This is a genomic window from Schaalia sp. JY-X159, from assembly GCF_014525425.1.
In the GTDB taxonomy this organism is placed as follows: Bacteria; Actinomycetota; Actinomycetes; order Actinomycetales; family Actinomycetaceae; genus Scrofimicrobium.
Window position 1 is genome coordinate 158,377 of sequence record NZ_JACEXI010000003.1, and the last position, 25,909, is coordinate 184,285.

Consider the following 25,909-nt stretch of genomic DNA (forward strand, 5'->3'; position numbering starts at 1 on the left):
TTTGCACGCCCCTGAGTGAGCGCAAACATCTTTGCTAGGGGCCAAGGTCCCTAGAGTGAGCGCCGATAGGCGAGGCACTCCTCGTAGGTGGGAAGCAGACCGGCCTCGACCGCCTCGGTCAGAAGGGGGGCGGCGGTGTCTTTGGGGGAGAGAAGCAGCTCGAGGGGATTGCCATCCAGGTCTTCCTTGGGCCACTCGATTCCGAGGGCGGGATCCAGGGGTTGGACGCCGTGCTCTCGCCCCGGGTTGAAAGACTCGGAGACCAGGTAGTTCACAGTCGACCCGTCCTCCAATGCGCAGAGGGCGTGGCCCAGCCCCTCGGAAAGGTAGACGAAGCGGGGTGCCCGGGAATCCAGTAGGACAGAGACAGACTTGCCGAAAGTTGGCGAACCCACGCGGATGTCCACGATGTAGTCGACAATCGCACCCTTGGTGCAAGAGACGTACTTGGCTTGCGATGGGGGGACATCCGCGTAGTGGATCCCCCTCACAACGCCCGCGTTCGACACGGACATGTTGGCTTGGCGCAGGTTGAACGGGTGGCCGATGTTGGCTTCAAACTCTTCGGAGCGGAAGGTCTCCACAAAGTAGCCACGATCGTCCTCGAACTTCTTAGGTGTGATCAGCCAAGCACCTTCGATTCCAAGTTCTTCCCACTGCATGCGATTCTCCTTCTGACGTCCCTGAGGTCGATATGATCATTGGGCAACTGCAAATCTACTTGATTTTTCGACGTGGTCAGCACAGAACCGAAGTGGGCCACAATAAACCGGGGGTACGTGATGGCTTGGTTGGTAACTGGAGGCTACGGAATGCTGGCGCAAGATGTTTGCGCGGAGCTGGCGTCGCGGGGGATCGAGTACGACGCGCCGGATAGGGATCGGCTGGACATTTGCTCACCCAAGGAAATTGCTGCCTTCCTGGATGAGATGGAGCCAGAAGCGGTAGTCAACTGCGCTGCTTACACCGCCGTGGATGCAGCTGAAGAGAACGAGGGCGTTGCCTTCACGCTTAATGCGACTGCTCCGCAATACCTGGCGCAAGCGACCGCAGAGCGAGGAATCCCTCTGGTGCAGATCTCAACGGACTATGTCTTCTCGGGGACGTCCTCGACCCCTTACGCGGAGGATGCGCCACTTCACCCGCTGGGCGCTTACGGGCGGACCAAGGCCGGCGGCGAATGGGCGGTGCGGGCAAACAACCCGGCGTCGTACATTGTCCGCACGGCGTGGCTGTACGGTGCGGGCGGGCCGTGCTTCCCGAAGACGTTGGCGCGTGTGCTCAAGAAGAATGGCTCGGCGAATGTGGTTGACGATCAGCATGGGCAACCAACATGGACCGTTGACGTCGCCCGAATCGTGGTTGACCTGGTGACAAAGGCCGCACCGTTCGGTGTTTACCATGCGACCAGCCAGGGCGGTGCAACATGGTTTACGTTCACCCAGGCGATCGCAGCCGAGGTCGGAGTGGCGCAAGAGGATGTTCACCCGGTGTCAACGGAGGATTTCCCGCGTCCGGCTCCGCGGCCGGAGTGGTCACTGCTTGCTCACGGTGCTCTGGCGGCGGCCGGGGTTGAGCCGATTGGGCCGTGGGAGGAGCGGTGGAGTGCGGCGGCGGCGAGTGTGCTGGCTGACGTGGAGTAGGCGGCTGCCAATTGACGATGCCGGTGTTGCCCGCCGAAAATACTGGCGTGTCCCACCGAAGTGCTACGAGCGCGGCTCCCTGCGGTCGTATACACGTACCATCCAGCGCGCGTCGCCCGAGTGCTCCCGCCAGTCCTCATCCGACTCACTAGTCACGATCGCCCACTTTTGAGGGTCGATGACGGGAGCGAAGACGAGATTGTCGGCAGCCGGGGAGTCGAGGTCTGTCGTGGTAACAGTGCCCACCGAGGTTATGGAGTCGGTAGCGGCCGGGGCGCTTGCGGCGATGTCTAGGTACGTCACGACCAGGCGGTCGACCATATCCATGGTCTCCGCATAAACATGCCCACCACCGGTCACCCAAACCGTTGACGCACCCATCTCTTCAGCCGCGGCTTCAGCCACCGCAAAGGCCTCATCCAGAGAGTGAACCACGACGATGCCAGGGCTGCTGTACCGAACATCCCGGGTCAGCACAATGTTTGCGCGATTGGGAAGAGGTCGCCCAAGGGCCTCAAACGAAGACCTTCCCATGATGATCGGGCAACCCGTCGTCTGCTCCTTGAAAAAGGCGAAGTCGGCAGGCACCCTCCACAGCATCGCCGCCCCATCCCCGATAACTCCGTGGATGTCTTGCCCCCAAATGGAGGCCCTCATCATCACAGTACCGTCCTCACACCGCGACTTTTGCGGCGATCGGCGGGTGGTGGCGGTAACCGACCACATCCACGTTCGTGAAGTCGTAAGAGAACATGTCGGCCACGGGAACTAGCTTCAGTGCCGGAAAAGCGTAGGGCTCGCGCGACAACTGTTCCCGCACCTGCTCCAAATGGTTGGTGTAAAGGTGCACGTCGCCGCCAGTCCAAATGAAATCACCAACGTCGAGGCCCGTTTGCTGAGCCAACATGTGGGTGAGCAGTGCATATGACGTGATGTTGAACGGTACCCCAAGGAACAGGTCAGCACTGCGCTGGTACAGCTGCAAACTCAGCTTTCCATCCGCCACATTAACCTGGAAGAAGGCATGGCACGGCTGTAACGCCATGTCGGGCAGTGCGCCGACGTTCCAGGCTGAAACCAGCATTCTCCGCGAATCGGGGTCGTTCTTGATCGTTTCGACGAGGTCGGAAATCTGGTCTATTGGCTCACCGTTGGCGTCTGGCCAACTGCGCCACTGTACGCCGTAGACGGGCCCCAACTCCCCGTCCTCGTCCGCCCACTCATTCCAAATCCGCACGCCATTGTCCTGCAGCCACCGCACGTTCGACGAACCGGAGAGAAACCACAGCAGCTCGCCAATCACCGACTTGAGATGAACCCGCTTCGTCGTGATGACGGGGAAGCCTTTGGAGAGGTCATAGCGCAGTTGTCGCCCAAAAACGCTCAGCGTTCCCGTGCCTGTCCGGTCGCCCTTCGGTGTGCCGGTCGCGAGGACGTCCTCGAGCAAATCTTCGTACTGGCGGTCAATCACTGCACCCACAACTAAACCTGCGTGCCGTCGATTTCTAGGGTGGTTGCCGCCGACTTTTCAACCGTGTGGCTGATGGTGCAGTAGTGCTGAACGGCACGGGCGGCCCGCTCTAGCAGTTGCGCGCGATCTTCAGGGTAGAGGCCGCTCAAATCTGGAGCTAACTCAACTTTGAATGAGGTGAAGCGGTCTTCTTCTTTGAGGTAGTCGGCAGTGATACTGCCCGTGATCTCGAAGTCTTCGCCGAGGACGCGTGCGAATCGAGCCTCAGAAGACAGTGCGTTGCACCCGAGTATCGCGAGTTTCAGGAGGTCACCGGGGCTGAACTCGCCTAGACCGTAGCCGATGACGAGTTCGCTGCCCCGTTCACTTTTTGCTGAGTACTGGCGTTCACCTGTGCGCTCAACAGTGAATCCTTCAGGCTTGGTTGTTGGTGTCTCGGTCATTGGGGGCCTCCGTCGGCTGTTTGTGAGTAGAGGATTATTGGCGTTGCGCTCCCGTTCTTGGGGGAGCACAACGCGTGCAACTAGTTGTTAGCGAGCCAGTCTGTTGCGGCCTTCTTTTCCGCAGCGATCAGTTTCGGCGCGAAGGAAAGGGCCTGCTTCTCGAGTTTGGCGCCAAGGAAGGGGATGTTCACCTTGATCTCCCCATTCATTGTGGCTTTCGTATTGCCCGCGGGGGTCTGCCTTAGTTCGACCTGCGCTTGAAGGTATGCGGGAACTCCCTTACCTTCGGCCCGCAAAGCACCGTGGATTGTTGTCGCGTCAACGAGGCGCCATTCCTCACGAATTAGGAACTCTGCGCCACCCTTCAGGAACCTCTGTGCCGCCGCAGGGATCATGCTTGGAGGAACTTCACCCGAGGTCGTTGACACAATCTGGTTTGCTTGCGCATTGGTCTCCACAGTTGGGTCAGGGATTTCGAGGTTCTCATCGCGGCTGGTGACAAATGCGGGGTCAGAGAGCATTTGCCAGACCTTCGCCACCGGCGCTTCGTACTCGTAGCTTTCCGTAAACTTCATCGTTTTGCCTTCCGATTCTGATTGATTCACCCTCGATCCTAGTTCGAACCAGGCACGCAACGCGCGTTAGTCTTGGACTATGCCCAACACTCATGATTTGACGGGAAAAGCACAACTGGTAGCACTTCAGCCAGAGGAGGATTCTTGGCTGGAGCGATTGAAGAGTGACTGGCAGGTGCTAGCCGACCTTGCTTCGGCGGATCTGATTCTTTGGCTGCCAACGACAGATGGCAGATTCTATGCCGCGGCGATGTGCCGCCCTGCGACGTCTATGACGGTCCACGTCGATGATGTGGTTGGCTTGTTCGCTTCTGCGACTCGAGCTGCATTGTTGCGCGAAGCAATGGACACGCGCGAGATCGTCAATGACGACTCAGTTCAGTGGTCGGGGCTCTACTCAATCCAGCGGTCCTGCGTTCCTGTCATGTGCAACGGCCGGTGCATTGCGTTGATGTCGGTGGAACGAAACACTTCTGCTCCGATGGGACAGGTTGACGAGCAGGTGTGGATGCAGTCAGCTGCCGAGATCATTCTCGGGATGATTGTCACGGGGCACTACCCGTCTGAGGAGACCCCGAGCCGCGGGGGCCACGGCGTCCCGCGTGTTGTTGACGGTCCCATTCTGATTGACCCCGAGGGCATTGTCGTTGACATAACTCCGAATGCGAACTCTGCGATGAGGCGTCTGGGATTGGACACTCCGCTTGAGGGGCGCAGCCTCATTGAAGAAGTCACCAAGGTGATTCGCCACGAACACCGGGTTGATGAGGCTTTGGCTCTAGTGCTGATGGGGCGAGCTAACTGGAATGTCAACATTGAGGCGGGCGGCACCATAATCTCGGTTCGTGCGATCCCCCTTCAGGTTGACGGCAAGCGGCGGGGCGCAGTCTTGCTGACGCGGGATGTTACAGAGCAGCACCGCCACGAGCAGCAACTGATGACGAAGGACGCGACAATCCGCGAGATTCACCATCGCGTGAAGAACAATCTGCAAACCGTTTCAGCACTATTGAGGATTCAGGAAAGGCGTTCAGATTCCGAAGACGTCCAGGATGCACTTCGCGAAGCTGGGCGGCGCGTCGAATCGATCGCTGTCGTCCACGAAGCGCTGTCACACAATGTGGACGAGGTCGTTGACTTTGATGAAATATCGCAGAAGATCCTCACCATGGCTGTCAAGGTTGCGACGATTGGGCATGAGGTCGGTCTAGAGATTGTGGGGAAGTTCGGCCGCCTGTCTGCTGACCAGGCATCTGCTTTGGCCACGGTGCTCACCGAACTGATTGCCAACTCGGTGGAGCATGGTTACCCGGAGCAGGCAGGAACAGTCTGGGTTAAAGCGCACCGTGAGGGTGACGATTTGGAAGTTCGCGTCGAGGACGCGGGGGAGGGTATCGACGTGTCAGTTCTCAACCGTGGTCTCGGTACCCGAATTGCGAAGTCCATGGTTCAGGGAGAGCTCGGGGGAACCATTGAGTGGGCGCCGCGTCCCGAAGGGGGCACAGTTGCCACGCTGCGGATGCGAGCGGAGTGTGCGGGCAGCGCCAGATAGGTCGGCCGCCCCCGCCCCTGCGGCCTGGGCGGCTCCTGGCCCAACCTGCGTAAAACGCTGGGCTCTGCAGTCCCACACCCCGCAAACTCGTGAAATGTATACGTTGGGGCCAAATGTGCGTCTGGGGGCAGTACCCCAGAGCGCAATCACGTCCCCACGTATACATTTCACGGCACGCGACGGTGGCCCCGGTGGCAGTGGCGGGGAGCCCTGCCCAGACCGCCGTAGTGGCGGGGGCCCCTGCGACATCCGCGCCAGGGTTACGTCGCTTCTCCCTGTTATGCATCGCGCGAGCGAGCGGTGGTAGGTCCCCCGGAGGTTGGTTGGTCCCCCGCAGGTCGAATTGAGGGGTGAATTCGGCTGCAGAATCGACCTGCGGGGGACCGAGGCGCCCAGCAGGGTCCGCGGGTGAACGTGTGGTCTGCTGACCAGGCTTCTGGATGGGGCGAGCTCGCCGGCGCGGCTCGCTAAGGCCGGAGTTGCTCGCTAAGGCCGGGTTGGCTCCCTAACGCCGGAGTCGCTAGCTAAGGCCGGGCGGGGAGCTATGAGGTGGCCGCGCCCAGATGAGGGGCGGCTCTGGGGGCGCTGCTTAGGAGGCGCGGCGTGCGCGTGCAGCGCGGCGCTTCAAGGAACGGCGTTCCTCTTCGCTCAGCCCGCCCCAAACCCCAGAGTCCTGGTGGTTCTCAATTGCCCACTGCAAACATGTCTCGCGAACAGTGCACGAGTTGCAAACCCTCTTCGCCTCTGTAACCTGCACCACTGCGGGTCCAGTGTTCCCGATAGGGAAGAAGAGTTCTGGGTCAACACTCAAACACGCGGCACGACTTCGCCAGTCCATGGAGGGGCTCCTTGATTAGAGCCGCGCGCGCCAAGACGCTCACGGCGCCTTTGCTTGCAGTAAGTACGTCTAGTTTGGGCGAGAGGGGCGTCCTCGGCAACCGTTTTGTGTTGAATATAAACAAATGAACACTGTGTGAACGGTCACGGTTAGGAATGCGTCACTTCTGACCGGGTAGAAACTCGCGGACCAAAACCCCCGAATCATCGACGAAGTGAAGAGCAGAGCCGGTGGCGAACAGCGCCTGCTTGTCCCGGTACGGCTGGGACGCCATCACCCACGCGGCTTCCTCCGGATAGCGCTGACTGAGGAGGCGGCAGAGTTCGCGGGTGGGCTCGATTGCGAGAATGACATCAGAAATATGGGGGACCACGGACAGCCATTGCTCCGGAGGGAGCAGATGCAGACGGTTAGAAGCAGCATCTGTCTTGGTGGCCGTGTGTTCCTTCAACATATCTTCGCGGGCACCCACGACCCAGACGGCCCTGCCAACAGCTAGTGCGGTCCGCATCTCATTCACCCACCGATGCGCATTTTGCTCCGCGGTGTTTGCCGATACCTCTGTGACAGAGAACAGATCAACGGGCCGTTGCTCGTGACCACCTGCTGGCATCTGCGCCCAGACGGGGGCAGAAGACACGAACCCTTGTGCGAGGACTCGACCCGCGGTCGGCGATACGTAGCGAGCCAGTTCACCGGGGCGCGAGACCGGGAGCCCATCAGAATCAGGGAGCACTGTCGGCAGGTACGGGGCCAAGTGTGCATTCAGTAGCGAGCGTTGATCAGGCAAACGGACAATCCGCCCTGGCAGACCTGAGAGGTCGTAGCGTGCCTTCGTGTCTGTGGCAATCAGCGATATCTGTCCACTATCCCCAGCGGCGAGCACCCGTTCCCACAGCGACCGAACTTCGTCTGGTGGGGCGCTGCCTTCCAGTTTGCTGAAGAAGTCCGTCGCTCCGTCGAGAACCAGGATGGGGTGTGCTGGCGAGGTCGGCGGGGCGGTAAGGATGGGGTTTGTTGGCGAGGTCGGCGGGGCGGCGGGTACGAATCGGGCGGGCGAGGGTGGCCGGTCAACGGCCCGCAGCAGGCTGGCAAGGCGCCGCACCGAAGGCCCACCTGGCGCCTTGGAATCTATCCAGATACACGCCCGCCCTGGCTGCCCCGGCGGCATCGTGCCCGAGGACGTGTCTGTGTTGTGCGGGGTAGTGCCCGAGGACGTGTCTGTGTTGTTAAGCGTCGTGTTTGCGAATGCACCTCTGCTTCGCGCCACCCAGTAGGCGATCCGAGCCAACTCTCCTCTAACATTCTCCGGACCAATCACAGCGACGCTCCCATGAATGTCCTGGAGCGGTTGACACCCGGAGCCCGCGACCTCGCATATGCCGATTTGTCCGCGCGTCAGAGAGACGGAGTGGGGCAGTGGGTCAGGAATGGTTTTCCATGAACTGGTTGCGTAACGCCCGCCCCACAGCTCCGTCGCAAGCGCAACCCACCGTTCGGGATCGTCGACGTAAGCCGTCTGAAACTCCATTCCACCGACGAGGGCGCGCCCCGGGACTCGAGGTAGATATGCAGCGTCGGGGATGCCCAGGGCCGCCGTCGAGTCGCTGGGCTCACTGCACCGCAGTGCAACGCGGTAATCCAAGGTGGCGCGCAACTGCGCGTTGACAGACCCGGAAGGGCGTTGCGTCGCAAGTATCAGGTGAATGCCTAGGGACCTTCCTTGGGCAGCCACGGAAACCAGTTCCTCCATCAGCGTGGGGTGGGTCTGAGCGAGGACGTGAAACTCGTCAACCACCACCAGCAACCGCGGCGGGGCCCCCTCCCACTGCGCCCAGGTCCGCACATCCGCGGCTTGCATCTGCCGCTTGCGCGTTCGCAGAGCGGCTCCCAGGGAGCGGAGGAGCCAGGGGACTTGGGTCGCTTCGAGGTCACTCAAAGAATGTTCCACGTGGGGCAGTCCCGCTAGGTGTTCAAGGCCCGCGCCACCTTTGAAGTCAATGAGGATCATTCGCAACTGCTCAGGCGAGTAACTAAGCGCGTGAGAGAGCGCGAATGTCGTGAGGAACTCTGACTTGCCCGCCCCTGTACCCCCAACGATCAGCGCATGGGGTCCAACCTCTGTCAGGTCTGCGCTGACCAGACCCGACGTGGATCTCCCCACCGGGACCTTGACGCCTTGGGGAGAACCCGGAAAACCCAGATCCTCAAATGCAAGCCGGTCCTGTAAAGCATTGCCATGGTCCTCGGCGGAACAGAGCTGTTCAAGCCAGCCCCTGGAGCCAACCTCGTGTGATTGAAGAATGATCCGTGCGGTTGGCGGCACGTTGCGAAGCGTGCCTGACCAGCAAACCACCTGGGGTGCCTCCGCAGGTGCTGATGCCGCCCCGGGTTGAGGTGACGCGATGACGGGATGCTGCGTCATCGACTCCGGGCCGGAGGCAGGGGAGCCACGCACCACAGTGTCGTATCCGTGGGCGCGGATCTGCCCCCCAATCCACTGCGCATAGCGTTGCGCGCCTTTCCCCACCACCGCGATGACACCCTGGCTGCGCTTGCCCATCGGTAGTTTGATTTTGCTTTGCCGACCCGGCACACGGAGCACTGTCAACCGCTCGCTCGCCGTGTCCGCCACGCCGGTGTCCCGCCCGCGGTCCTGTTCACCGTGAGTCTCCCGGGCGGCACTAGTCAGCAACAGTCTGGCCTCATCCCACTGGCGCCAGCGTCTGCGAATCACCACCACCACCAACATGCCTGCCACCACAAGTGTGCCAACAACCCCCAGGGCCACGGTGGTCGAGGACGCGAGCCGCAAGACCAGGAGGACCAGCATGATCGGCAGCATGACCCGACCCGCGACCAGGGCCCTGCCACCACGGGTCTCGCTCCCTCCGGGCCACGTGTTCTCCCGGGGGCGCCCTCGAACAATCCAGGACCCCGAGCCCAACGTGACGCGTCGCCCGGGTCGAAGTCGCTTGCGGGCTGCGGCTGGTCGGATGGGGTTGGTTGCAGAAAGATCACTCAGATATAGACCCCCGTCGGGTGCTCGCCCCCGTCCCGCAGTAGTGATCTGAATGTGGCTTCGTGACAGATATGGATCTGTCAGGCCCAGCCGCCCACGTCCCAATACCAACCCGTCAACAACTGGAATCACGCAACCCGTATCAGGCCCCTTGGCACACGCAAGGTGCATCTCTGTTTGCAGGCATTGCTCCACGGTTGTTGTCATCCCCCAACCCTTACGGACCTAACAGCAGCCCGCACCCGCGCCCTTCACATTCTGTGGACAACGCCAAATTCGATGCACTGGGGATACTGCTGCAAGCGTAAGCCGATCAGGGTGGGTGCAATCGGCCAGATGTTTGGAACAATGGCCCCATGAACAAGAATGGCCCCATGGAAACGGACACGGACATCGCTCGCGGTGAAGCGCGCTGGGTCGAACTTGTTGAGGCGATCAATGAGGCGCGGGGCCGCTACTACGACCTCGACGAACCGACGATTTCAGACGCCGATTACGACGCCCTCTATAGGGAGCTAGAGGAGCTGGAGGCCCGTTTCCCCGAACTGGCCACCCCCGATTCGCCGACGGCATCAGTGGGCGGTTCGCCCAGTGGTGCATTCGCCCCCGTCGCTCACGCGCGGCAGATGACCAGCCTCGAGGACGTCTTCTCATTTGAGGAGCTTGGCGCGTGGTTCAAGCGCGTGGAAGGGCGTTGGCCCGATGAGGAAATCCCCATGACAGCCGAGGTGAAGGTTGATGGGTTGGCGGTGAATCTGCGCTATGAGGCGGGCGTCCTCGTGCAGGCAGCGACCCGTGGGGATGGGTTTGTTGGCGAGGATGTGACGGCGAATGTCCGCACCATCAAGACCATTCCTGTACGGCTGCGCGGCGCCAACATCCCCGCCATTGTTGATGTCCGCGGGGAGGTCTATTTTCGGCTTGATGACTTCGAGGCGGTGAATGAGGCGCGCCTGGCTGCCGGTGAGAGGACTTTTGTCAATCCCCGCAACGCGGCAGCGGGCTCGCTGCGGCGCAAGGACTCTGCGGAGACAGCAAAGTTGCCACTGTCGTTCGTGGTCCACGGCGTCGGCGAAGTGGTGTGGAACGAGGACGAGGGCGAGGACGCCGCCAGCCGCCGGCCGAGCACCCAATCCGACTGGTACGACACCATTGCGACCTGGGGTTTGCCCGTCGGAGCTCATACAAAGGTGGTGACGTCGCTTGCGGAGGCCACCGCCACCATTGAAGACTTTGGGCGCCGCCGTGGCAGTTTCGAACATGAGATTGACGGTGTGGTTTTCAAGGTCAATGCCCTGAACCGCCAAGCAGAGATGGGGGCTACGTCGAGGACTCCGCGGTGGGCTGTCGCGTACAAGTACCCCCCTGAGGAGGCATTTACCCGGCTTCTTGATATTCAGGTTCAGGTGGGACGCACCGGTCGCGTCACCCCGTTCGCCGTGTTTGAGAAGATTCTTGTTGCGGGCTCCCACCTGCGCCACGCGACACTGCACAATGCTCGCGAGGTCAAGCGCAAGGGCATCCTCATTGGCGACCTCATCGTGGTCCGCAAGGCCGGGGACGTGATTCCCGAGGTCGTGGGGCCGGTCATGGCGGACCGTGACGGCACGGAACGTGCCTTTGAGATGCCGGAGCTGTGCCCTTCTTGCAAGACGAGGCTCGCGCCAGCAAAGGAGGGGGATGTTGATCTGCGTTGCCCCAATGCGGCGGGTTGCCCCGCGCAAATCACGGAGCGGCTCATCCACTTGGGATCCCGTGGCGCCCTCGACGTTCAGGGGCTCGGTGCTGAGGCGGCGGCCGCCCTGACACAACCGGAACTGGGTCGGGAGCGAGTTGTGGCTGCCCTGGTGTCCGGCGCGAAGGTGGCCTTGGAGAATGGGGAGCAGCTGGAACTCCCCGCCGACTCCCAGCGAACACACGGGGAGCTTTTCGCGGACGCTGAAGAACTGTTGCCCAAGCCGCAAACCGCGACGTTGACGTCCTCGAAAGACATCTTCAGTTTGCAGGCGGACGACGTCGCCGACATTTTCGTATGGCGGCCGGTGCGGGTGCGGGGCGTTGCAACGGGGGACTACAGCCAGGTCCGTTTCTTCTGGACGACCGCGTGGAAGAAGACGGTGCGGTCGAGGGCGGGCGTGAAGACAGCCCACTGGGGTCCCGTGGAGTCAGTGCCGCGCAAGAGTCTGCTGGAAATGCTGGGGCAACTTGAGGGGGCGAAAACCCAGCCGATCTGGCGTTTCTTGGTGGCGTTGTCGATCCGCCACGTCGGCCCCACGGCCGCGCAGGCGTTGGGCGCCAAGTACGGCTCGCTCGACGCGATCGCGGCAGCCGGTGTTGACGACCTTGCCGATACCGAGGGTGTCGGCCAGGTCATCGCTGACTCCGTCCACCAGTGGTTCGAAGTCGACTGGCACCGCGACATTGTTGCGGCGTGGAAGGACGCGGGGGCCGTCTTGGAAGCCACGCAGGAGACAGAGGAAATTCAACAGACTCTGGAGGGTGCAACCATCGTCATTTCGGGGGCGATGCCCGGCTACGACCGGGAGGGTGCGAAGGCGGCCGTGATTGCGCGGGGTGGGAAGGCGTCCTCGTCCGTATCGAAGAAGACCGACCTCGTCGTGGCGGGCCCGGGCGCCGGATCGAAGGTGGCGAAGGCAGAGGGGCTGGGGGTCCCGGTCGTGGACCAGATGGCTTTCGATGCCCTGTTGGAAGGCGGTCTAGAGGCGGTTGTCGCAAGCCACTAGGAGCCCGAGCGTGCCTAAACCACCAGGTTGAATGCCCTCACTAGTCGCTCCAACACGCGCGTGACTATGGGGCGTCCCATCCACTCTTCAATAGTGAGGGGCCGGGCCGTCGTGAGGTCATTCTCGAAGATAGCCTCCATGCGTTCCGCGAACCCGGGATCATCAATCTGCATGGTGACTTCGAAGTTGCCCATCATGGAGAGGCGGTCAATGTTGGCCGTACCAACGATGGAGCGGAACCCATCGGAAACCACCGTCTTGGAGTGAATCATGGCGTGCTGGTAGAGCCAGATTTCCACGCCCGCGCCAAGGAGCTCCCCAAAGTAGGGGCGCGCCACCCAGTCAGCCAGGATGTGGTTGGAGTACTCGGGAATGAGGACGCGAACCTTGACACCGCGCCGCGCCGCCAGGACCAGTTCACGCAGAATTTCCCGGTCGGGGATGAAGTACGCGGTGGTGATCTCAAGGGATTGGGTAGCGCGGCGGAAAGCGTCAATGTACTGCAAGCGCACTGGGAACAGCAGGTGAGAAGGCAGGTTGAAGGCAGCGGTGATCTGGTCATCCCAGGGCAGCTCCTCGCCCTCGGGCAACATGGGTTGGTCCCTGTCGCGGAATGTGTTCCAGAACTCTTGGGCACCTACGGAGAGTATTCTCACCGCCGGCCCAACAAGGCGGATATGGGTGTCGCGCCATTCCATGCCGAAGTCTTTACCGATGTTGAACCCGCCGACGAAACCAACGGCGTCATCGACCACGAGGATCTTGCGGTGGTTGCGCCCGGTTCGGCGCATATCACCCAGGAAGAGTCCGATGCGTAGTTCTTTGACTCGGTGGACGTGCAGGGTCGGCAGATTTGGGAAGAACTTCAGGGCAGGAGCCGACTTGAAAGAGCCAAAACCGTCATAAATAACGAAGACTTCCACGCCGCGCTGCGCCGCCCGCACCAATGCTTCTTTGAAGGCGAAACCCACCGCATCTGAACGCCACACATAAGTCTCAAAGAACACCGTGGTCTTCGCAGAATCTATGGCTTTGATCATGTCTGCGTAGAGAGTTGTCCCCTCGGTGTAAGCCTGGATCGCGTTATCGCCAACCAAAACCTCTTGCGGTGGCATGGTTGGAAACCCGTGTTGACCACCTGGGATACGCATTTTGCGCACCTTATCGATGGCGTATACGGCACCGACGGCCGTGAACTGGGCGGCACCAGCCACGAGGGCGCCGGTGCGGGCAATGCGCAACAACCGTGCTCTGCGTGCGCTTCTGGAAGGGGGTGTCGGGGGCATTGCATCCTGGGACATGGACTAAGACTACGCAATCTGCGCGCTAAGCTGGCACCCATGGCAGAAAAGACAGTCACAAGAGACGAGGTGGCGGAGCTCGCCGACCTCGCCTGCATCGCTCTTTCCGATGAAGAAATTGCACAACTAGCACTCGACCTAACCGCGATCACCCAGGTGATCGACTCGGTTGCGGCAGCCGTTCCAGGCAATACACCGCAGACTGGTCACCCGATTCCCCTATCCAACGTGATGCGCCCCGACGTTGTGGGGCACACTTTGGATCGCGAGGTGCTGCTTTCGCAGGCACCGGCCGCTTCTGAGGGAATGTTTGAAGTGCCGCGGATTCTGGAGGAAGACTGATGAGTGACTGGATGAAGCTGTCCGCCCTTGAGATGGGTGAGGCGCTACGTAGTGGCAAGGTGACCTCTGCCGAGCTGGTGGAGGCCTCTCTGGCCCGCATTGAGGCTCTGAATCCCTCAATACACGCCTTCCTCGCAGTTGATGCCGAGGGCGCTCGCGCCACCGCCAAGGAAGTTGACGAACTGCGCGCTGCGGGGGCCGACCTGCATCTGCTGGCTGGTGTTCCCGTTGCGATCAAGGACAACATTGTCACGGAAGGCCTGGAAACAACGGCTGCCTCGCGTCTCCTGGAGGGGTGGATCCCGCCCTACGACGCCACGGTTGTGGCCCGCATCAAGGAAGCGCGCCTACCGATCGTTGGGAAGACGAACCTGGATGAGTTCGCAATGGGCTCCTCGACGGAGTTCTCTGCCTTCGGTCCTTCCAAGAACCCGTGGGACCTGTCCCGCGTCCCGGGTGGGTCCGGCGGGGGTTCCGCCGCGGCGGTCGCCTCCTACATGGTGCCCTTCGCCCTCGGATCCGACACGGGCGGGTCGATCCGCCAGCCAGCCATGTTCACGGGCACCGTCGGCGTGAAGCCGACGTACGGGCGGGTTTCCCGCTACGGTGCGATTGCTCTTGCGTCCTCGCTTGATCAGGTTGGTCCAGCCGCCCGCAACCTGGCCGACGCTGCCGCCCTCCAGGACATCATCGCAGGCCCCGACCATCGTGATGCGACATCGCTGCGTGAGGATGCCGGTTCGATGACGGACGCCCTCGGCGAATCCGTCGAAAACGTCGTCAAGGGTCTGCGCGTCGCCGTCATCGACGAAATCCTTGCCGAAGATTACGACGAGGACGTGCGGGCGAACTTCGAACGCACTCTCAAAAAGCTTGAGGACGCGGGCGCGGAGATCATCCACGTTTCCCTGCCTTCCATCCAGTACGCCTTCCCGACGTACTACATGATCCTCCCCGCGGAGGCGTCCTCGAACCTGGCCCGCTTTGACGGAATCAGGTACGGGACCCGCTGGATCCCCACCGACAACCCGACCCCGACGGTCAATGAGGTCATGGCGTACACCCGCGACCAGGGCTTCGGCGTCGAAGCGAAGCGCCGCATCATCATGGGCACACGCGTCTTGCGCGCCGAAAACTACGATGACTACTTCGGTGCCGCACTGCGCATGCGCACCCTGGTTCGTGAGGACCTTGAGAAGCTGTTCGAGCAGGCCGACGTGTACGTTTCGCCGACCGCTCTTTCGACCTCGTTCCCCTTTGAACGTGAAGTGAAGAGCCCGGTTGAGGCCTACCTCAACGATGTTGCAACCATTCCCGCAAACCTCGCGGGACTGCCCGCCCTGTCGATCCCCAACGGGGTTGACGCCGCGGGCCTGCCCACCGCAATACAGGTGGTGGCGAACCAGCGTGAAGATGCGCGCCTTTACAGCGTCGCGTCTGCCATTGAAGAACTTGTTGCAGAGGACGTGGTGGAATGCCGCTACCTCGATGACTACTCGGTGCCCGCCCCCGCGCGCGCCGATCGGGAAGGTAAGTGAGGGCGTCGTGGCAAAGATGACGTATGAAGCGGCAGTGAAGAAGTACCAGCCGACGCTCGGCCTCGAAGTTCACGTGGAACTGAACACAGCGACGAAGGCTTTTGACGACTCCCCGCAGGAGTTTGATGCGGAACCAAACCGTTCCGTGAACGAGGTCTCTGTGGGGCTGCCCGGAACACTTCCGGTTTTCAACGAGCAGATGCTGGAGTCGGCGATCCGCCTGGGACTCGCCCTGAACTGCAAGATTGCCGAGAACACGACGTTTGCGCGCAAGCACTACTTCTACCCGGACCTGCCGAAGGCCTACCAGATCTCGCAGGCTTCAGACCCAATCGCGTACGACGGTTATGTCGACGTTGAGTTGGCTGACGGTTCCATGCACCGCATTGAGATCGAGCGTGCTCACATGGAAGAGGACGCCGGCAAACTCAACCACGTGGGTGGCGACGGGGCCCGCATTCATGGTGCCAACTACTCGCTGGTCGACTACAACCGTTCCTCGGTTCCGCTGGTAGAAATCGTCACGAAGCCATTCACCGAGGGCGGGGAGCGTGCCGACGAAATCGCTGCCGCCTACGTGCAGACGCTGCGCGATATTTTCCGCACGCTGGACATTTCTGAGGCGCGGATGGAACGCGGTAACGTCCGGGCCGACGTGAATGTCTCCCTGCGTAAGTCCGAGGACGATCCGCTGGGAACCCGCACTGAAACAAAGAACGTCAACTCTTTCCGCTCCATTGAGCGTGCGGTGCGGTTTGAGGTGGCGCGACAGGCTGAGATCCTTGATGCTGGTGAGAAGGTCTTCCAGGAGACACGCCACTTCCATGAGGAGGACGGTTCGACCTCGTCCGGGCGTCCCAAGTCAGACGCTGACGACTACCGTTACTTCCCCGACCCCGACCTACCACCACTAACCCCGGACCCGGTGTGGGTTGAGCAGTTGCGGGCGGGCCTCCCCGAAATGCCTGCCGTGAAGCGGCGCCGCTTGCAGAAGGAATGGGGTTTGGCAGACCTGGAGATGCGTGACATCGTCTCGGCGGGCGCGTTGGAGCTGGTTGAGGCCACTGTTGCCGAGGGCGCCAGCCCGGCTGCTGCTCGCAAATGGTGGAATGGTGAACTGGCTAAGACTGCGCGTATCGACGGCGTCGCACTGGCAGATCTGCCCGTCACACCGGCGCAGGTTGCTGCCCTGCAAACGCTGGTTGATGAGGGGCGTTTGACGGACTCACTGGCGCGTCAGGCACTGGAAGGCGTTTTGGCGGGCGAGGGCGAACCACACGAGGTTGTCGCTTCCCGTGGCCTCGAAGTTGTTTCTGACGATGGCGCACTTGGTGAAGCCATTGATGCCGCGATCGCTGCAAACCCGGATGTGGTTGCAAAGATCAAGGCCGGCAAGGTTGCAGCGATTGGCGCCTTGGTTGGGGGAGTCATGAAGGCAACCCGCGGCAAGGCTGATGCAGCTAAGGTTCGCGGCCTGATCGCAGAGGCCCTAGAGGTCAACTAAGGTGCGGGTCTACCGCCGTTCTCACCCGTAGTAAAAGCCGTTTCCTGAGGAGTTTCCGTGGCTGTTTCACCGTCTTACACCGCTTCATACCGTCTGTTGGTTGATGAATCCAAGACACGTGTGGCAGCCATAGTTGACGTCGCCACCAAGAGTGGGGCAAGCATCAAGGGTCTTGATGTGGCAGAGTCCGAGGGCGGGGCGATGGTCATTGATGCCACGTTTGACCTGCGGGATTCGCAGCACCGCCACGAGGTGCGTGGGGCCCTGGAGGCGATGCCAGGGGTCACTGTTAAGTCGATTGCTGACCAGACGTTCCTGGACCACATTGGTGGGAAGATCTCCGTGTCGCCGCGCAGTCCGCTTCGTAACCGTGACGACCTGTCACGGGTTTACACTCCTGGCGTGGCGCGCGTGTGCACGGCCATTCATGACGAGCCCTCCAAGGCGCGCCTGCTCACGATGAAAGCCAACACGGTGGCGGTGGTTACGGATGGGACGGCCGTCCTCGGCCTCGGGGATATTGGCCCGGAAGCAGCCCTGCCCGTCATGGAGGGGAAGGCTGTGTTGTTCAAGCATTTCGGTGGGGTGGATGCGTGGCCGGTCGTCCTCGACACTAAGGACACGGAAGAGATTATCTCGATCGTCAAGGCGATTGCTCCGGCGTATGGGGGCATTAACCTTGAGGATATTTCGGCGCCCCGATGCTTTGAGATTGAGGCGCGGCTGCGCGACGAACTGGACATTCCTGTCTTCCACGATGACCAACACGGCACGGCAATAGTGGTTTTGGCGGCCCTGCTGAATGCGTTGAAGGTGACGGGGAAGAACATCGAGGACGTGCGGATTGTCGTCTCCGGTGTGGGGGCGGCGGGCTCGGCCATCATCAAACTGCTGCTGACTGCCGGGGCTGTTGACATCATCGGCTACGGCCGCGATGGTGCGCTGTCGCGTGACACGATTGGTGACGCACACGAGTCACGTCGCTGGCTGGCTGAGAACACTAATCCCCACCTGGTGAAGGGGGATTTGAAGGCTGGGCTCAAGGGTGCGGATGTCTTTATTGGCGTGTCCCGCGGGGGCATTCTCACCGGCGACGATATTGCCACTATGAATGACAAGGCGATTGTTTTCGCTTTGGCGAATCCGACACCTGAGGTGGACCCGTGGGAGGCCAACCAGCACGCAGCGGTGGTGGCGACGGGGCGGTCTGACTACCCGAACCAGATCAACAATGTCTTGGCGTTCCCGGGGTTGTTCCGCGGCGTATTGGATGCTCGGGCAACGGAGATCACGGATGAGGTCCTACATGCTAGTGCAGAGGCGATTGCCGGTGTCATTAGCGAGGACGAGCTCAGCGAAAACTACATCATCCCTGGCGTCTTTGACGATCGTGTGGGGCCCGCGGTGGCGCACGCGACGAAGAAGGCGCTTGTGGGTGCCCACCATGTCAAGATCACTCCGCAGGAGGACCTGGGGTCGGAGAGCCAGAGGGCAAGCCTGGGCTAGGCCACTGGCTCCACCCGCCGGTTCCTGGCACAGCCAGTGCCGGCCCGCCCCCGACCCCCTTTACCGCACCATCGCCCGGTCCGCGACGCGCCCGGCCTGAGGCGTCACACCCCCAGTCGGTGTCGGCGCGCCCCGCCCCCGCTTCCTCCACCGCCCGGCCGGCGACGCCCCCGGCCTGAGGCGCCCCGCCGCCAGCCGGTGCCGGGCCGCCCCACCCCCGCGAGCCTTAGCGAGCCGGTTAGGGCATAGGGAGCCCGCTAGGCTTGTAGAACACTGTTATTCGAGGCTGGTTGAGCCTAGTTGGCTCCCTATGCCCTAACCGGCTCCGTAATGCGGGGGCATTCCGTAGCGGTGTGGGGATTTCCGGCTCCGGCAGCGATGACCGCACCCCGGCAGCGATGACCGCACCCCGGCAGCGATGACCGAACCCCGGCGGCGATGACCGAACTCCGGCGGCGATGACCGAACTCCGGCGGCGACAGTTGCACCTCCAGTCTCGGAAACCGCAGCCCGGATCGCTCGGCCGCGCCCTGTCGAGGCGGTTTCTTGGCCGTGCTCTCGAGCGCCTTCCCGAAATGTATACGTGGGGATGAGAAGTGAACGTGGGGTATGTGCCCCAGACGGGGGTCTCGCCCCGACGTATACATTTCGCGGTGGTTGGGGCGATGTGGTCAGGGTCTGGGGGCCTCTGACCCGGTTCGACGGCATCCGACCCGGACCCGCCTCCACCCTGCGATGCGTTGGATCTGGATCTGGGGCTGGGTGCGTTCCCCTGGTGTCGTTAGGGAGCCAGCTAGGGCATACCGAGCCGGTTAGGCTTGTAAAACGCCGTTATGCGAGATCTGCTGGGCCTAGCGGGCTCCCTATGCCCTAGCCGGCTCCGTAATGGTGGCGGGGATGGTGGTGCCGGCCGGATCGGAGCTGGGGATGGCCCGGGGGGACGGCCGGATCGGAGCTGGGGACGGCCAGCGCAACAAGAAACGGGACACCGCGGTGGCCCAAAGCCGCGCGATGTCCCGTTGGAAGCCGGAGCCGCCCTGGGCTACAACCCGCCCAACACCTGCGCGATGAGGATCTTCGCCACCATCGCCACCGGGTAAACAAGGGCGTATCCGAGGGCGACCCGGGGGTCATCCCCGGTACGCGTGTTCGCGAACGCGAGCACTGCTGGTTGGGTCTGCGCCCCGCCAAGCAGGCCGGACAGCCGGGTCCCGCCCATGCGGAAGATCCATCGCATCGTGACGTAAAGGCCAATCGCCATGATCAGCGTGATAATGATGCCGAGGGCGAGGATCTTGACCCACGACCCACCGCGGAACGCCTCCATGATCTGCCCACCTGCGACCGTTCCTGCCTGCGCTAGGAAGATCAGCAGGCCCAGTTCAATCAGCACCTGGCACGCGGTGAACGGCACAGCCGTAACAAATGGGCCGATGCGCCCAAGCTTGCCGAAGATCAGGCCGATAATCAGCGTGCCAGCCGCGGCACCAATGCTAAAGCTTGACCCGCCAACGGGAATCGCGATGTGTCCGATGAAAATACCAAGTGCCATACCAAGGCCCATGGCGATCGGGTTGATGTCTGAAAGACCGCGCGCCGAGTCACCAAAGAACTTGGTGATCTGTACCATTTTGGAGGTCGGGGCAACGACACGAACGCGGTCACCCTGTTGGAGGACGAGGCCGGGCTCACCGATCAGGTCAACGTCACCACGGCGAACGCGAGAGACGGTGGCTGAGTACTGCTGAGCCAGGTCGAGGCTGCCAATTGTGCGACCCGCAACCTTGGGGTCCGAGACGGTGATGCGGCGGAAGTCCAGGTAGGAACGGTCACGCATCAGTGAATGGCTTGAGCCATGTCCCAGTTCTTTGGCGGTTCTTGCCACCAGTTCGGTAGGTCCAACAACGGTGATCAAGTCGCCGGGATCCAGGGTGTCAGACATTGATGGGCGGGTGATCGGCCCGGTCTCCCCGCGGCGCAGGCGTGAGAAGGTGACCTTGCCACCCATCTTTTCGTAAAGGTCACCGATGAAGGGGTGATCCGTGCGCTCCACGCGAACCGTACGGTTCGCGATGGGGGTGGGCGCGTCCTTGTCCGTCTTGGAGTAGGCCAGTGCGGCAAGGCTTGCGCCGATCATGCCAATGACACCAAAGATGTAGGCAATCGAGTAGCCGACTGTTGCCTGCCCGGGGTTGCCCGAAGCATCACCCGCCGCAGCCAACGCCGGGGTGTTCGTGAGGGCGCCAGCGAAGGTACCTGCAACAACGGCCGGGTCGAGGTCGAAGACGTAAACACCAACGCCGTAGCCAACGCCGGCCGCGATGATAAACAGAACCACCATTGTCAGGAGCGGTCCAACTGCAGTCTTGAGGTTATGGAAGAAGGAGTTGCCAGAGTTGATACCTATAGCAAAGGCAAATAGCACCAGGCCAAGCGTGCCAATAGCTGGGGGAAGTACCAGCTCGACGCCTAGCTCGCCAGCCCAGGCAGCCAGGATGATTGCACTGAAAAGAACGGCTGCAGGCCCAAGCCCGATACCTTTGATCTTGATATGGCCGAACGCCATACCAACACCAATTAGGAGGAAGAGGACCAGCACAGGCTGTTCCGCAAGATATTCAAAGACGCCAGTCAACTTGGTTCACCTTTACGGCAGGGGGACAAACAGGCTCATGGTACTTCACCTAGGGCGCCTAGCCTCTAGCACAAGGTCCCGCCCGGACGAACCTCACAGACCGACAGGCCTAAAGCCCTCTCGGTTCCAGAGTTGAGCAGCGGCTTCCTGGAGGTAAACGTTGGGGTATCGCGGCATTGAACCAAACTGTGAGACGTAAAGCTTCCCGCGGCCGCAACGCCTAATATGGGCCAGGTGAAGATCTTGGCGGCAGTCCTGGCGTTTGCGCTCGTGGTCGTTGTACCCGGGCGTACGGTGCCTGCTGTCTGACAGATGGTCCGTACGCCTTACACCCCACGCTCACAAGTGCGGGGGTTTTTTGTTGCCACGGACGGGCTAGGACGGAGAACAGACAAGTGACCACAGACCAAACAATGACCGGAGCGGAAGCCATCATCCGCTCCCTCGAGGAGCTGGGGGTGAAGGAAGTATTCGGCATGCCGGGAGGCGCCATTCTTCCCACCTACGACCCGCTCATGGATTCAAGCATCCGCCACATCCTGATTCGACATGAACAGGGGGCAGGCCACGCGGCCGAAGGTTTCGCTATCACTAGTGGACGGGTTGGGTGCGCAATCGTCACCTCGGGCCCGGCGGCTATGAACGTGATGACGGCCCTGGCAGATGCCAATCTTGACTCGGTTCCAATCGTCATCATCACCGGCCAGGTTGGGTCCGCGCTGATTGGCACGGATGCCTTCCAGGAGGCTGACGTGGTTGGGGCTTCGATGCCGATCTCCAAGCACTCATTCCTTGTGACAAACCCTCAGGACATTCCCTCGCGGATCGCCGAAGCGTTCCACATTGCTTCAACGGGTCGCCCCGGTCCCGTCCTCGTTGACATCACCAAGGATGCCCAGGCAGCACAGATGCAGTTCTCGTGGCCGCCTGCATTCGATATTCCTGGCTATAAGGTGCCGGGGAAGCCCTCTCAAAAGCAGATTAGGGCAGCGGCGGCAGCAATCAACGAGTCAAACGCCCCCGTGCTCTATGTAGGTGGCGGCGTGATTCGCAGTGGCGCATCCGCTGACTTGATGGAGCTGGTGAACCTCACCGACGCTCCGGTTGTCACAACCCTTCCTGCTCGCGGCGCCATTCCAGACAGCGACCCCCACAATCTGGGCATGCCCGGCATGCACGGCACGGTTGCCGCCGTTGGTGCGCTACAGCGCGCCGATCTGGTGATTGCACTGGGCGCCAGGTTTGACGATCGCGTGACGGGACGCCTGGACACATTCGCACCCCGTGCCAAAGTGATCCACGTCGACATTGACGCTGCTGAGATCGGCAAGAATCGTGAAGCAGACGTGCCGATCGTTGGCGACTTGAAGGCCGTCATTGAGGCACTCAATGAGACCCTCCCCAGCGTGCTGTCCCCGACCTACAAGGATGACCTCTCCGGTTGGTGGCGCTACCTGGATCGCCTCCGTGACTCCTACCCGCTGGGATGGATCGATACGGCAGACGGCCTGATGGCGCCGCAGTACGTCCTCGAACGGCTTTCTGAACTGTCAGGACCGGACGCCATTTACGCGACCGGCGTGGGTCAGCACCAGATGTGGGCGGCGCAGTTCTTGAAGATTGAGAAGCCGCGCCATTTCGTGACTTCCGCGGGGCTTGGCACCATGGGTTACGGTCTACCAGCGGGCATCGGCGCGAAGGTTGCCAACCCCGACAACGTGGTGTGGATCGTTGACGGCGACGGATCCCTGCAGATGACACTGCAAGAGTTCGCAACGGCGGTCACCAACAACATTCCAGTCAAGGTCGCCCTCATCAACAACACCGTCCTCGGCATGGTGCGCCAGTGGCAGAACCTGTTCTATGGGGAACGCTACTCAAACACCGACCTCAACGTCGGGGTGGAACGTCAGGTGCCTGACTTTGTCGCGCTGGCGGAGGCATACTCAATGCCTGCCCGCCGCGTTGAGGTGGCCGAGGACGTAGATGAAGCGATCAACTGGGCCCTGTCCATCAATGATCGCCCCGTACTTCTTGATTTCCGTGTCTCTAAGGATGCGATGGTGTGGCCGATGGTCGCAGCCGGCGTTTCCAATGATGACATTCGCTTCGCGCGGGGAATGGCGCCAATCTGGGATGAGGACGAGTGACCATGGCTGAACATTTGCACACCCTGACAGTTCTGGTAGAGAACAAGCCTGGCGTTCTGACACGCGTCGCCGGCCTGTTTGCTCGCCGGGCGTTCAACATCAAGTCTCTGACGGTGGGGGAGACGGAGAAGTCCGGTATTTCCCGCATGACAATCATCGTTGACGCGCAAGACCAGCCCCTTGAGCAGGTCATCAAGCAGCTCAACAAACTCGTCAACGTCCTCAAAGTGGTTGAGTTGCCCGAGGACGAAAGCGTGGAGCGGCGCATGCTTCTGCTCAAAGTTCGCGCGGATGATGAGACCCGCACGGCCGTCTTGCAGATCGTTGACCTGTTCCGCGCTCACGTCATCCACGTTGCCCCCAAGACCGTCATCATTGAGTCCGTGGGCACGCGCGGCAAGTTGGAAGCGCTGCTGGAGAGCCTCGAGCCCTACGGCGTGAAAGAAATTGTTCAATCAGGTGCGGTGGCGCTCAGCCGCAGCCCACGGTCTTTGACCGACCAAATTAAGGAGAAATAGTGGCAAAGGTTTACTACGAAAACGACGCCGACCTGGACCTGATTCGTGCCAAGAAGGTTGCGATTATTGGCTACGGCTCACAGGGACACGCACACGCACTGAACCTGCGTGATTCGGGTGTTGACGTTGTGGTCGGGCTGCGCGCGGGCTCCGCGTCGTGGGCGAAGGCCGAGGCCGCTGGCCTGCAGGTTGCAGAGGTCGCCGACGCTGTCGCCCAGGGTGATGTCGTCATGATCCTGGTGCCAGACCAGTACCAGCGCACTGTTTACGCCGAGCAGATTGCCCCGAACCTGAAGCCGGATGGCGCCCTGTTCTTTGCTCACGGTTTCAACATTCGCTACGGCTACATCGAGGCCGATGCCGCCCACGACATCTGCATGGTTGCCCCGAAGGGCCCGGGTCACAAGGTTCGCGAATCCTACGTTGACGGCCAGGGCATTCCCGCCATTGTTGCCGTTGAGCAAGATGCTGACGGCCAGGCTTGGCCGCTGGCCCTGTCGTACGCCAAAGCAATTGGCGCGACGCGCGCCGGCGCCATCCAGACCACCTTCACGGAAGAGACTGAAACCGACCTCTTCGGTGAGCAGGCCGTCCTTTGTGGTGGCGTGTCGAAGCTGATCCAGTACGGCTTTGAGACGTTGACCGAGGCCGGCTACCAGCCCGAGATCGCCTACTTTGAGGTCCTTCACGAAATGAAGCTGATTGTCGACCTCATTTGGGAGGGCGGCATCACCAAGCAGCGCTGGTCGATCTCTGACACCGCCGAGTACGGCGACTACGTGTCCGGCCCCCGCGTCATTGGCCCGCAGGTCAAAGAGGCAATGCAGGACGTCCTCGCCGACATCCAGGACGGCACTTTCGCTAGGCGTTTCATCGCCGACCAGGACAACGGTGGTCAGGAATTCAAGGCCCTGCGCGCCGAGGGCGAGTCGCACCCCATCGAAGCCACCGGCAAGAAGTTGCGCGCCTCCTTCGGTTGGACGCAGGAAGATTCCGACTACAAAGATGGATCTGCTGCCAGGTGAGTAAGGATCGTTCCGCCCTCCGCGTCGCCGTCATTGCCGGGGATGGTATCGGGCAAGAGGTGACTGCGGAGGCGGTCCGTGTTCTTCAGGCCGCGTTGGTTGATAGCGACCGCACCCTGGTGCTGGCCGACTTTGATTTGGGCGCCAACCGCTACCTGGCGGATGGGCACATTTTGGACGAGGACGATCTGGCTCAACTGGCCGAGTTTGACTCGATTCTGCTCGGTGCGGTGGGGGATCCTCGGGTCACGCCGGGCGTCCTCGAACGCGGTTTGCTGCTCAAGTTGCGGTTCGCTTTTGATCACTACGTCAACCTGCGTCCTTCCAAGCACTACCCGGGCGTGGCGTCGCCGCTAAGGGACCCTGAAGGCATCGATTTTGTTGTGGTGCGTGAGGGGACCGAGGGGCTCTACGTCGGCAACGGCGGGGCGGTTCGTGTCGGCACCCCGCAAGAGATCGCCACAGAGGTGTCGGTTAATACTGCGTTCGCGGCCGAGCGTCTGCTGCGCTACGCGTTCGCCCTCGCTGACTCGCGCCCGGCGAAGCACCTGACTCTGGTGCACAAGATGAACGTCCTCGTCCATGCCGGTTCCCTGTGGAAGCGGCAGGCGGACGCGATTGCGCTGGAGTTCCCGCAGGTCAGCGTGGACTACCAGCACATTGACGCCATCACAATCCACCTGCTCAATAAGCCGCAGAGCTTTGATGTCATCGCAACCGACAACCTGTTCGGGGACATCATTACGGACGAGGCCGGGGCGATCACCGGTGGGATTGGTCTTGCGGCCTCGGGCAACATCAACCCGGACGGCACGTTCCCTTCCATGTTTGAGCCGGTCCACGGCTCAGCACCTGACATCGCGGGGCAGGGGATAGCGGATCCGATCGCCGCGATTGCTTCAGTGGTCCTGCTGCTGGAGAACGCGGGCTTGCAAGCACAGGCGGACCGTGTGCAGCGGGCAATCGATGCGGATATGGCGTGGCGGGCGGAGCATCCCGACCTGGCGCGCGAACGTGGGACCAAGGACGTCGGTGCAGCGGTCCTTGCAAAACTAAGCTGAGGATGGGCCGGGCGCGACTGGAAGTGGTTGCGTCGCCCTCG

At 61.6% G+C, this 25,909-nt stretch carries 20 protein-coding genes; 11 read left to right on the forward strand and 9 right to left on the reverse strand.

Features of this window, described 5'->3' with window-relative positions:
* Positions 1-50: 50 nt before the first annotated feature.
* Complete coding sequence (locus IDL90_RS06280) at positions 51-662, reverse strand: dTDP-4-dehydrorhamnose 3,5-epimerase family protein (RefSeq protein WP_182141231.1); 612 nt, start codon at positions 660-662, stop codon at positions 51-53.
* Between the two features lie 120 nt (positions 663-782).
* Between IDL90_RS06280 and rfbD the strand changes: the two genes are divergently transcribed.
* Positions 783-1,643, forward strand: a complete 861-nt coding sequence (rfbD, locus tag IDL90_RS06285) for a dTDP-4-dehydrorhamnose reductase (protein WP_182141230.1) — start codon at positions 783-785, stop codon at positions 1,641-1,643.
* A 63-nt stretch (positions 1,644-1,706) separates the two neighbouring features.
* Here the strand turns inward: rfbD and IDL90_RS06290 are convergent, their stop codons facing one another.
* The 4 genes from IDL90_RS06290 to IDL90_RS06305 all read right to left on the reverse strand — a co-directional run bounded on the left by IDL90_RS06290 (position 1,707) and on the right by IDL90_RS06305 (position 4,132).
* Positions 1,707-2,303 carry a dihydrofolate reductase gene (locus IDL90_RS06290; RefSeq protein ID WP_187994814.1) on the reverse strand — a complete coding sequence of 199 codons (597 nt, stop codon included), beginning with the start codon at positions 2,301-2,303 and terminating at the stop codon, positions 1,707-1,709.
* A 13-nt stretch (positions 2,304-2,316) separates the two neighbouring features.
* Positions 2,317-3,114, reverse strand: coding sequence for a thymidylate synthase (locus IDL90_RS06295; protein WP_187994956.1), 798 nt, complete (start codon positions 3,112-3,114; stop codon positions 2,317-2,319).
* An 11-nt stretch (positions 3,115-3,125) separates the two neighbouring features.
* The gene (locus tag IDL90_RS06300) at positions 3,126-3,557 is read right to left on the reverse strand and encodes an OsmC family protein (protein ID WP_187994815.1); all 432 of its coding nucleotides are present in this window, start codon (positions 3,555-3,557) and stop codon (positions 3,126-3,128) included.
* Positions 3,558-3,637: 80 nt separating this feature from the next.
* Positions 3,638-4,132, reverse strand: a complete 495-nt coding sequence (locus IDL90_RS06305; RefSeq protein WP_187994816.1) for a DUF2505 domain-containing protein — start codon at positions 4,130-4,132, stop codon at positions 3,638-3,640.
* 79 nt (positions 4,133-4,211) lie between these two features.
* Here IDL90_RS06305 and IDL90_RS06310 point away from each other — a divergent pair, with 79 nt between their 5' ends.
* Positions 4,212-5,684 carry a sensor histidine kinase gene (locus IDL90_RS06310; RefSeq protein WP_187994817.1) on the forward strand — a complete coding sequence of 491 codons (1,473 nt, stop codon included), beginning with the start codon at positions 4,212-4,214 and terminating at the stop codon, positions 5,682-5,684.
* Between the two features lie 589 nt (positions 5,685-6,273).
* On the opposite strand, the gene IDL90_RS06315 is transcribed toward IDL90_RS06310, so the two are convergent.
* Both IDL90_RS06315 and IDL90_RS06320 read right to left on the reverse strand, forming a co-directional pair.
* On the reverse strand, positions 6,274-6,522 hold the full coding sequence (locus tag IDL90_RS06315; RefSeq protein ID WP_182141225.1) for a WhiB family transcriptional regulator: 249 nt from the start codon (positions 6,520-6,522) through the stop codon (positions 6,274-6,276).
* Between the two features lie 160 nt (positions 6,523-6,682).
* Positions 6,683-9,751 carry an FHA domain-containing protein gene (locus tag IDL90_RS06320; RefSeq protein ID WP_187994818.1) on the reverse strand — a complete coding sequence of 1,023 codons (3,069 nt, stop codon included), beginning with the start codon at positions 9,749-9,751 and terminating at the stop codon, positions 6,683-6,685.
* A 149-nt stretch (positions 9,752-9,900) separates the two neighbouring features.
* Here IDL90_RS06320 and ligA point away from each other — a divergent pair, with 149 nt between their 5' ends.
* Positions 9,901-12,288 (forward strand): NAD-dependent DNA ligase LigA, encoded by a 2,388-nt coding sequence (ligA, locus tag IDL90_RS06325; protein ID WP_262509089.1) that lies wholly within the window; start codon positions 9,901-9,903, stop codon positions 12,286-12,288.
* 14 nt (positions 12,289-12,302) lie between these two features.
* Here the strand turns inward: ligA and IDL90_RS06330 are convergent, their stop codons facing one another.
* On the reverse strand, positions 12,303-13,574 hold the full coding sequence (locus tag IDL90_RS06330; RefSeq protein ID WP_182142740.1) for a phospholipase D-like domain-containing protein: 1,272 nt from the start codon (positions 13,572-13,574) through the stop codon (positions 12,303-12,305).
* A 54-nt stretch (positions 13,575-13,628) separates the two neighbouring features.
* Between IDL90_RS06330 and gatC the strand changes: the two genes are divergently transcribed.
* Genes gatC through IDL90_RS06350 form a run of 4 tightly spaced genes read left to right on the forward strand, consistent with a single transcriptional unit; the run spans position 13,629 to position 18,479 of the window.
* The gene (gene gatC / locus IDL90_RS06335; RefSeq protein ID WP_182141222.1) at positions 13,629-13,931 is read left to right on the forward strand and encodes an Asp-tRNA(Asn)/Glu-tRNA(Gln) amidotransferase subunit GatC; all 303 of its coding nucleotides are present in this window, start codon (positions 13,629-13,631) and stop codon (positions 13,929-13,931) included.
* Positions 13,931-15,469 (forward strand): Asp-tRNA(Asn)/Glu-tRNA(Gln) amidotransferase subunit GatA, encoded by a 1,539-nt coding sequence (gene gatA / locus IDL90_RS06340; RefSeq protein WP_187994819.1) that lies wholly within the window; start codon positions 13,931-13,933, stop codon positions 15,467-15,469. Before gatC ends, gatA begins: the two co-directional genes overlap by 1 nt.
* Positions 15,470-15,485: 16 nt before the next feature.
* Complete coding sequence (gene gatB / locus IDL90_RS06345) at positions 15,486-16,973, forward strand: Asp-tRNA(Asn)/Glu-tRNA(Gln) amidotransferase subunit GatB (RefSeq protein ID WP_262509110.1); 1,488 nt, start codon at positions 15,486-15,488, stop codon at positions 16,971-16,973.
* A gap of 57 nt (positions 16,974-17,030) precedes the next feature.
* On the forward strand, positions 17,031-18,479 hold the full coding sequence (locus IDL90_RS06350; protein ID WP_187994820.1) for an NAD-dependent malic enzyme: 1,449 nt from the start codon (positions 17,031-17,033) through the stop codon (positions 18,477-18,479).
* A gap of 1,042 nt (positions 18,480-19,521) precedes the next feature.
* Here the strand turns inward: IDL90_RS06350 and IDL90_RS06355 are convergent.
* Positions 19,522-21,114, reverse strand: coding sequence for an aspartate:alanine exchanger family transporter (locus tag IDL90_RS06355; protein ID WP_187994821.1), 1,593 nt, complete (start codon positions 21,112-21,114; stop codon positions 19,522-19,524).
* A 413-nt stretch (positions 21,115-21,527) separates the two neighbouring features.
* Between IDL90_RS06355 and IDL90_RS06360 the strand changes: the two genes are divergently transcribed.
* From IDL90_RS06360 to IDL90_RS06375, 4 genes are read left to right on the forward strand one after another with little or no spacing between them, the layout of a single operon-like run.
* Positions 21,528-23,264, forward strand: coding sequence for an acetolactate synthase large subunit (locus tag IDL90_RS06360; RefSeq protein ID WP_187994959.1), 1,737 nt, complete (start codon positions 21,528-21,530; stop codon positions 23,262-23,264).
* 2 nt (positions 23,265-23,266) lie between these two features.
* Entirely contained in the window at positions 23,267-23,782 is a 516-nt protein-coding gene (gene ilvN / locus IDL90_RS06365; RefSeq protein WP_182141215.1) for an acetolactate synthase small subunit, read from the forward strand.
* Positions 23,782-24,807 carry a ketol-acid reductoisomerase gene (gene ilvC / locus IDL90_RS06370; protein WP_182141214.1) on the forward strand — a complete coding sequence of 342 codons (1,026 nt, stop codon included), beginning with the start codon at positions 23,782-23,784 and terminating at the stop codon, positions 24,805-24,807. Before ilvN ends, ilvC begins: the two co-directional genes overlap by 1 nt.
* The gene (locus IDL90_RS06375; protein ID WP_187994822.1) at positions 24,804-25,868 is read left to right on the forward strand and encodes a 3-isopropylmalate dehydrogenase; all 1,065 of its coding nucleotides are present in this window, start codon (positions 24,804-24,806) and stop codon (positions 25,866-25,868) included. Before ilvC ends, IDL90_RS06375 begins: the two co-directional genes overlap by 4 nt.
* Positions 25,869-25,909 lie beyond the last annotated feature (41 nt).

Excerpts from the sequence above, each read along its gene's own strand:
- IDL90_RS06280 (WP_182141231.1), bottom strand. The coding sequence starts at position 662 with ATGCAGTGGGAAGAACTTGGAATCGAAGGTGCTTGGCTGATCACACCT.
- rfbD (WP_182141230.1), top strand. The coding sequence starts at position 783 with ATGGCTTGGTTGGTAACTGGAGGCTACGGAATGCTGGCGCAAGATGTT.
- IDL90_RS06290 (WP_187994814.1), bottom strand. The coding sequence starts at position 2,303 with ATGATGAGGGCCTCCATTTGGGGGCAAGACATCCACGGAGTTATCGGG.
- IDL90_RS06300 (WP_187994815.1), bottom strand. The coding sequence starts at position 3,557 with ATGACCGAGACACCAACAACCAAGCCTGAAGGATTCACTGTTGAGCGC.
- IDL90_RS06305 (WP_187994816.1), bottom strand. The coding sequence starts at position 4,132 with ATGAAGTTTACGGAAAGCTACGAGTACGAAGCGCCGGTGGCGAAGGTC.
- IDL90_RS06310 (WP_187994817.1), top strand. The coding sequence starts at position 4,212 with ATGCCCAACACTCATGATTTGACGGGAAAAGCACAACTGGTAGCACTT.
- IDL90_RS06315 (WP_182141225.1), bottom strand. The coding sequence starts at position 6,522 with ATGGACTGGCGAAGTCGTGCCGCGTGTTTGAGTGTTGACCCAGAACTC.
- IDL90_RS06320 (WP_187994818.1), bottom strand. The coding sequence starts at position 9,751 with ATGACAACAACCGTGGAGCAATGCCTGCAAACAGAGATGCACCTTGCG.
- ligA (WP_262509089.1), top strand. The coding sequence starts at position 9,901 with ATGAACAAGAATGGCCCCATGGAAACGGACACGGACATCGCTCGCGGT.
- IDL90_RS06330 (WP_182142740.1), bottom strand. The coding sequence starts at position 13,574 with ATGCCCCCGACACCCCCTTCCAGAAGCGCACGCAGAGCACGGTTGTTG.
- gatC (WP_182141222.1), top strand. The coding sequence starts at position 13,629 with ATGGCAGAAAAGACAGTCACAAGAGACGAGGTGGCGGAGCTCGCCGAC.
- gatA (WP_187994819.1), top strand. The coding sequence starts at position 13,931 with ATGAGTGACTGGATGAAGCTGTCCGCCCTTGAGATGGGTGAGGCGCTA.
- gatB (WP_262509110.1), top strand. The coding sequence starts at position 15,486 with ATGACGTATGAAGCGGCAGTGAAGAAGTACCAGCCGACGCTCGGCCTC.
- IDL90_RS06360 (WP_187994959.1), top strand. The coding sequence starts at position 21,528 with ATGACCGGAGCGGAAGCCATCATCCGCTCCCTCGAGGAGCTGGGGGTG.
- ilvN (WP_182141215.1), top strand. The coding sequence starts at position 23,267 with ATGGCTGAACATTTGCACACCCTGACAGTTCTGGTAGAGAACAAGCCT.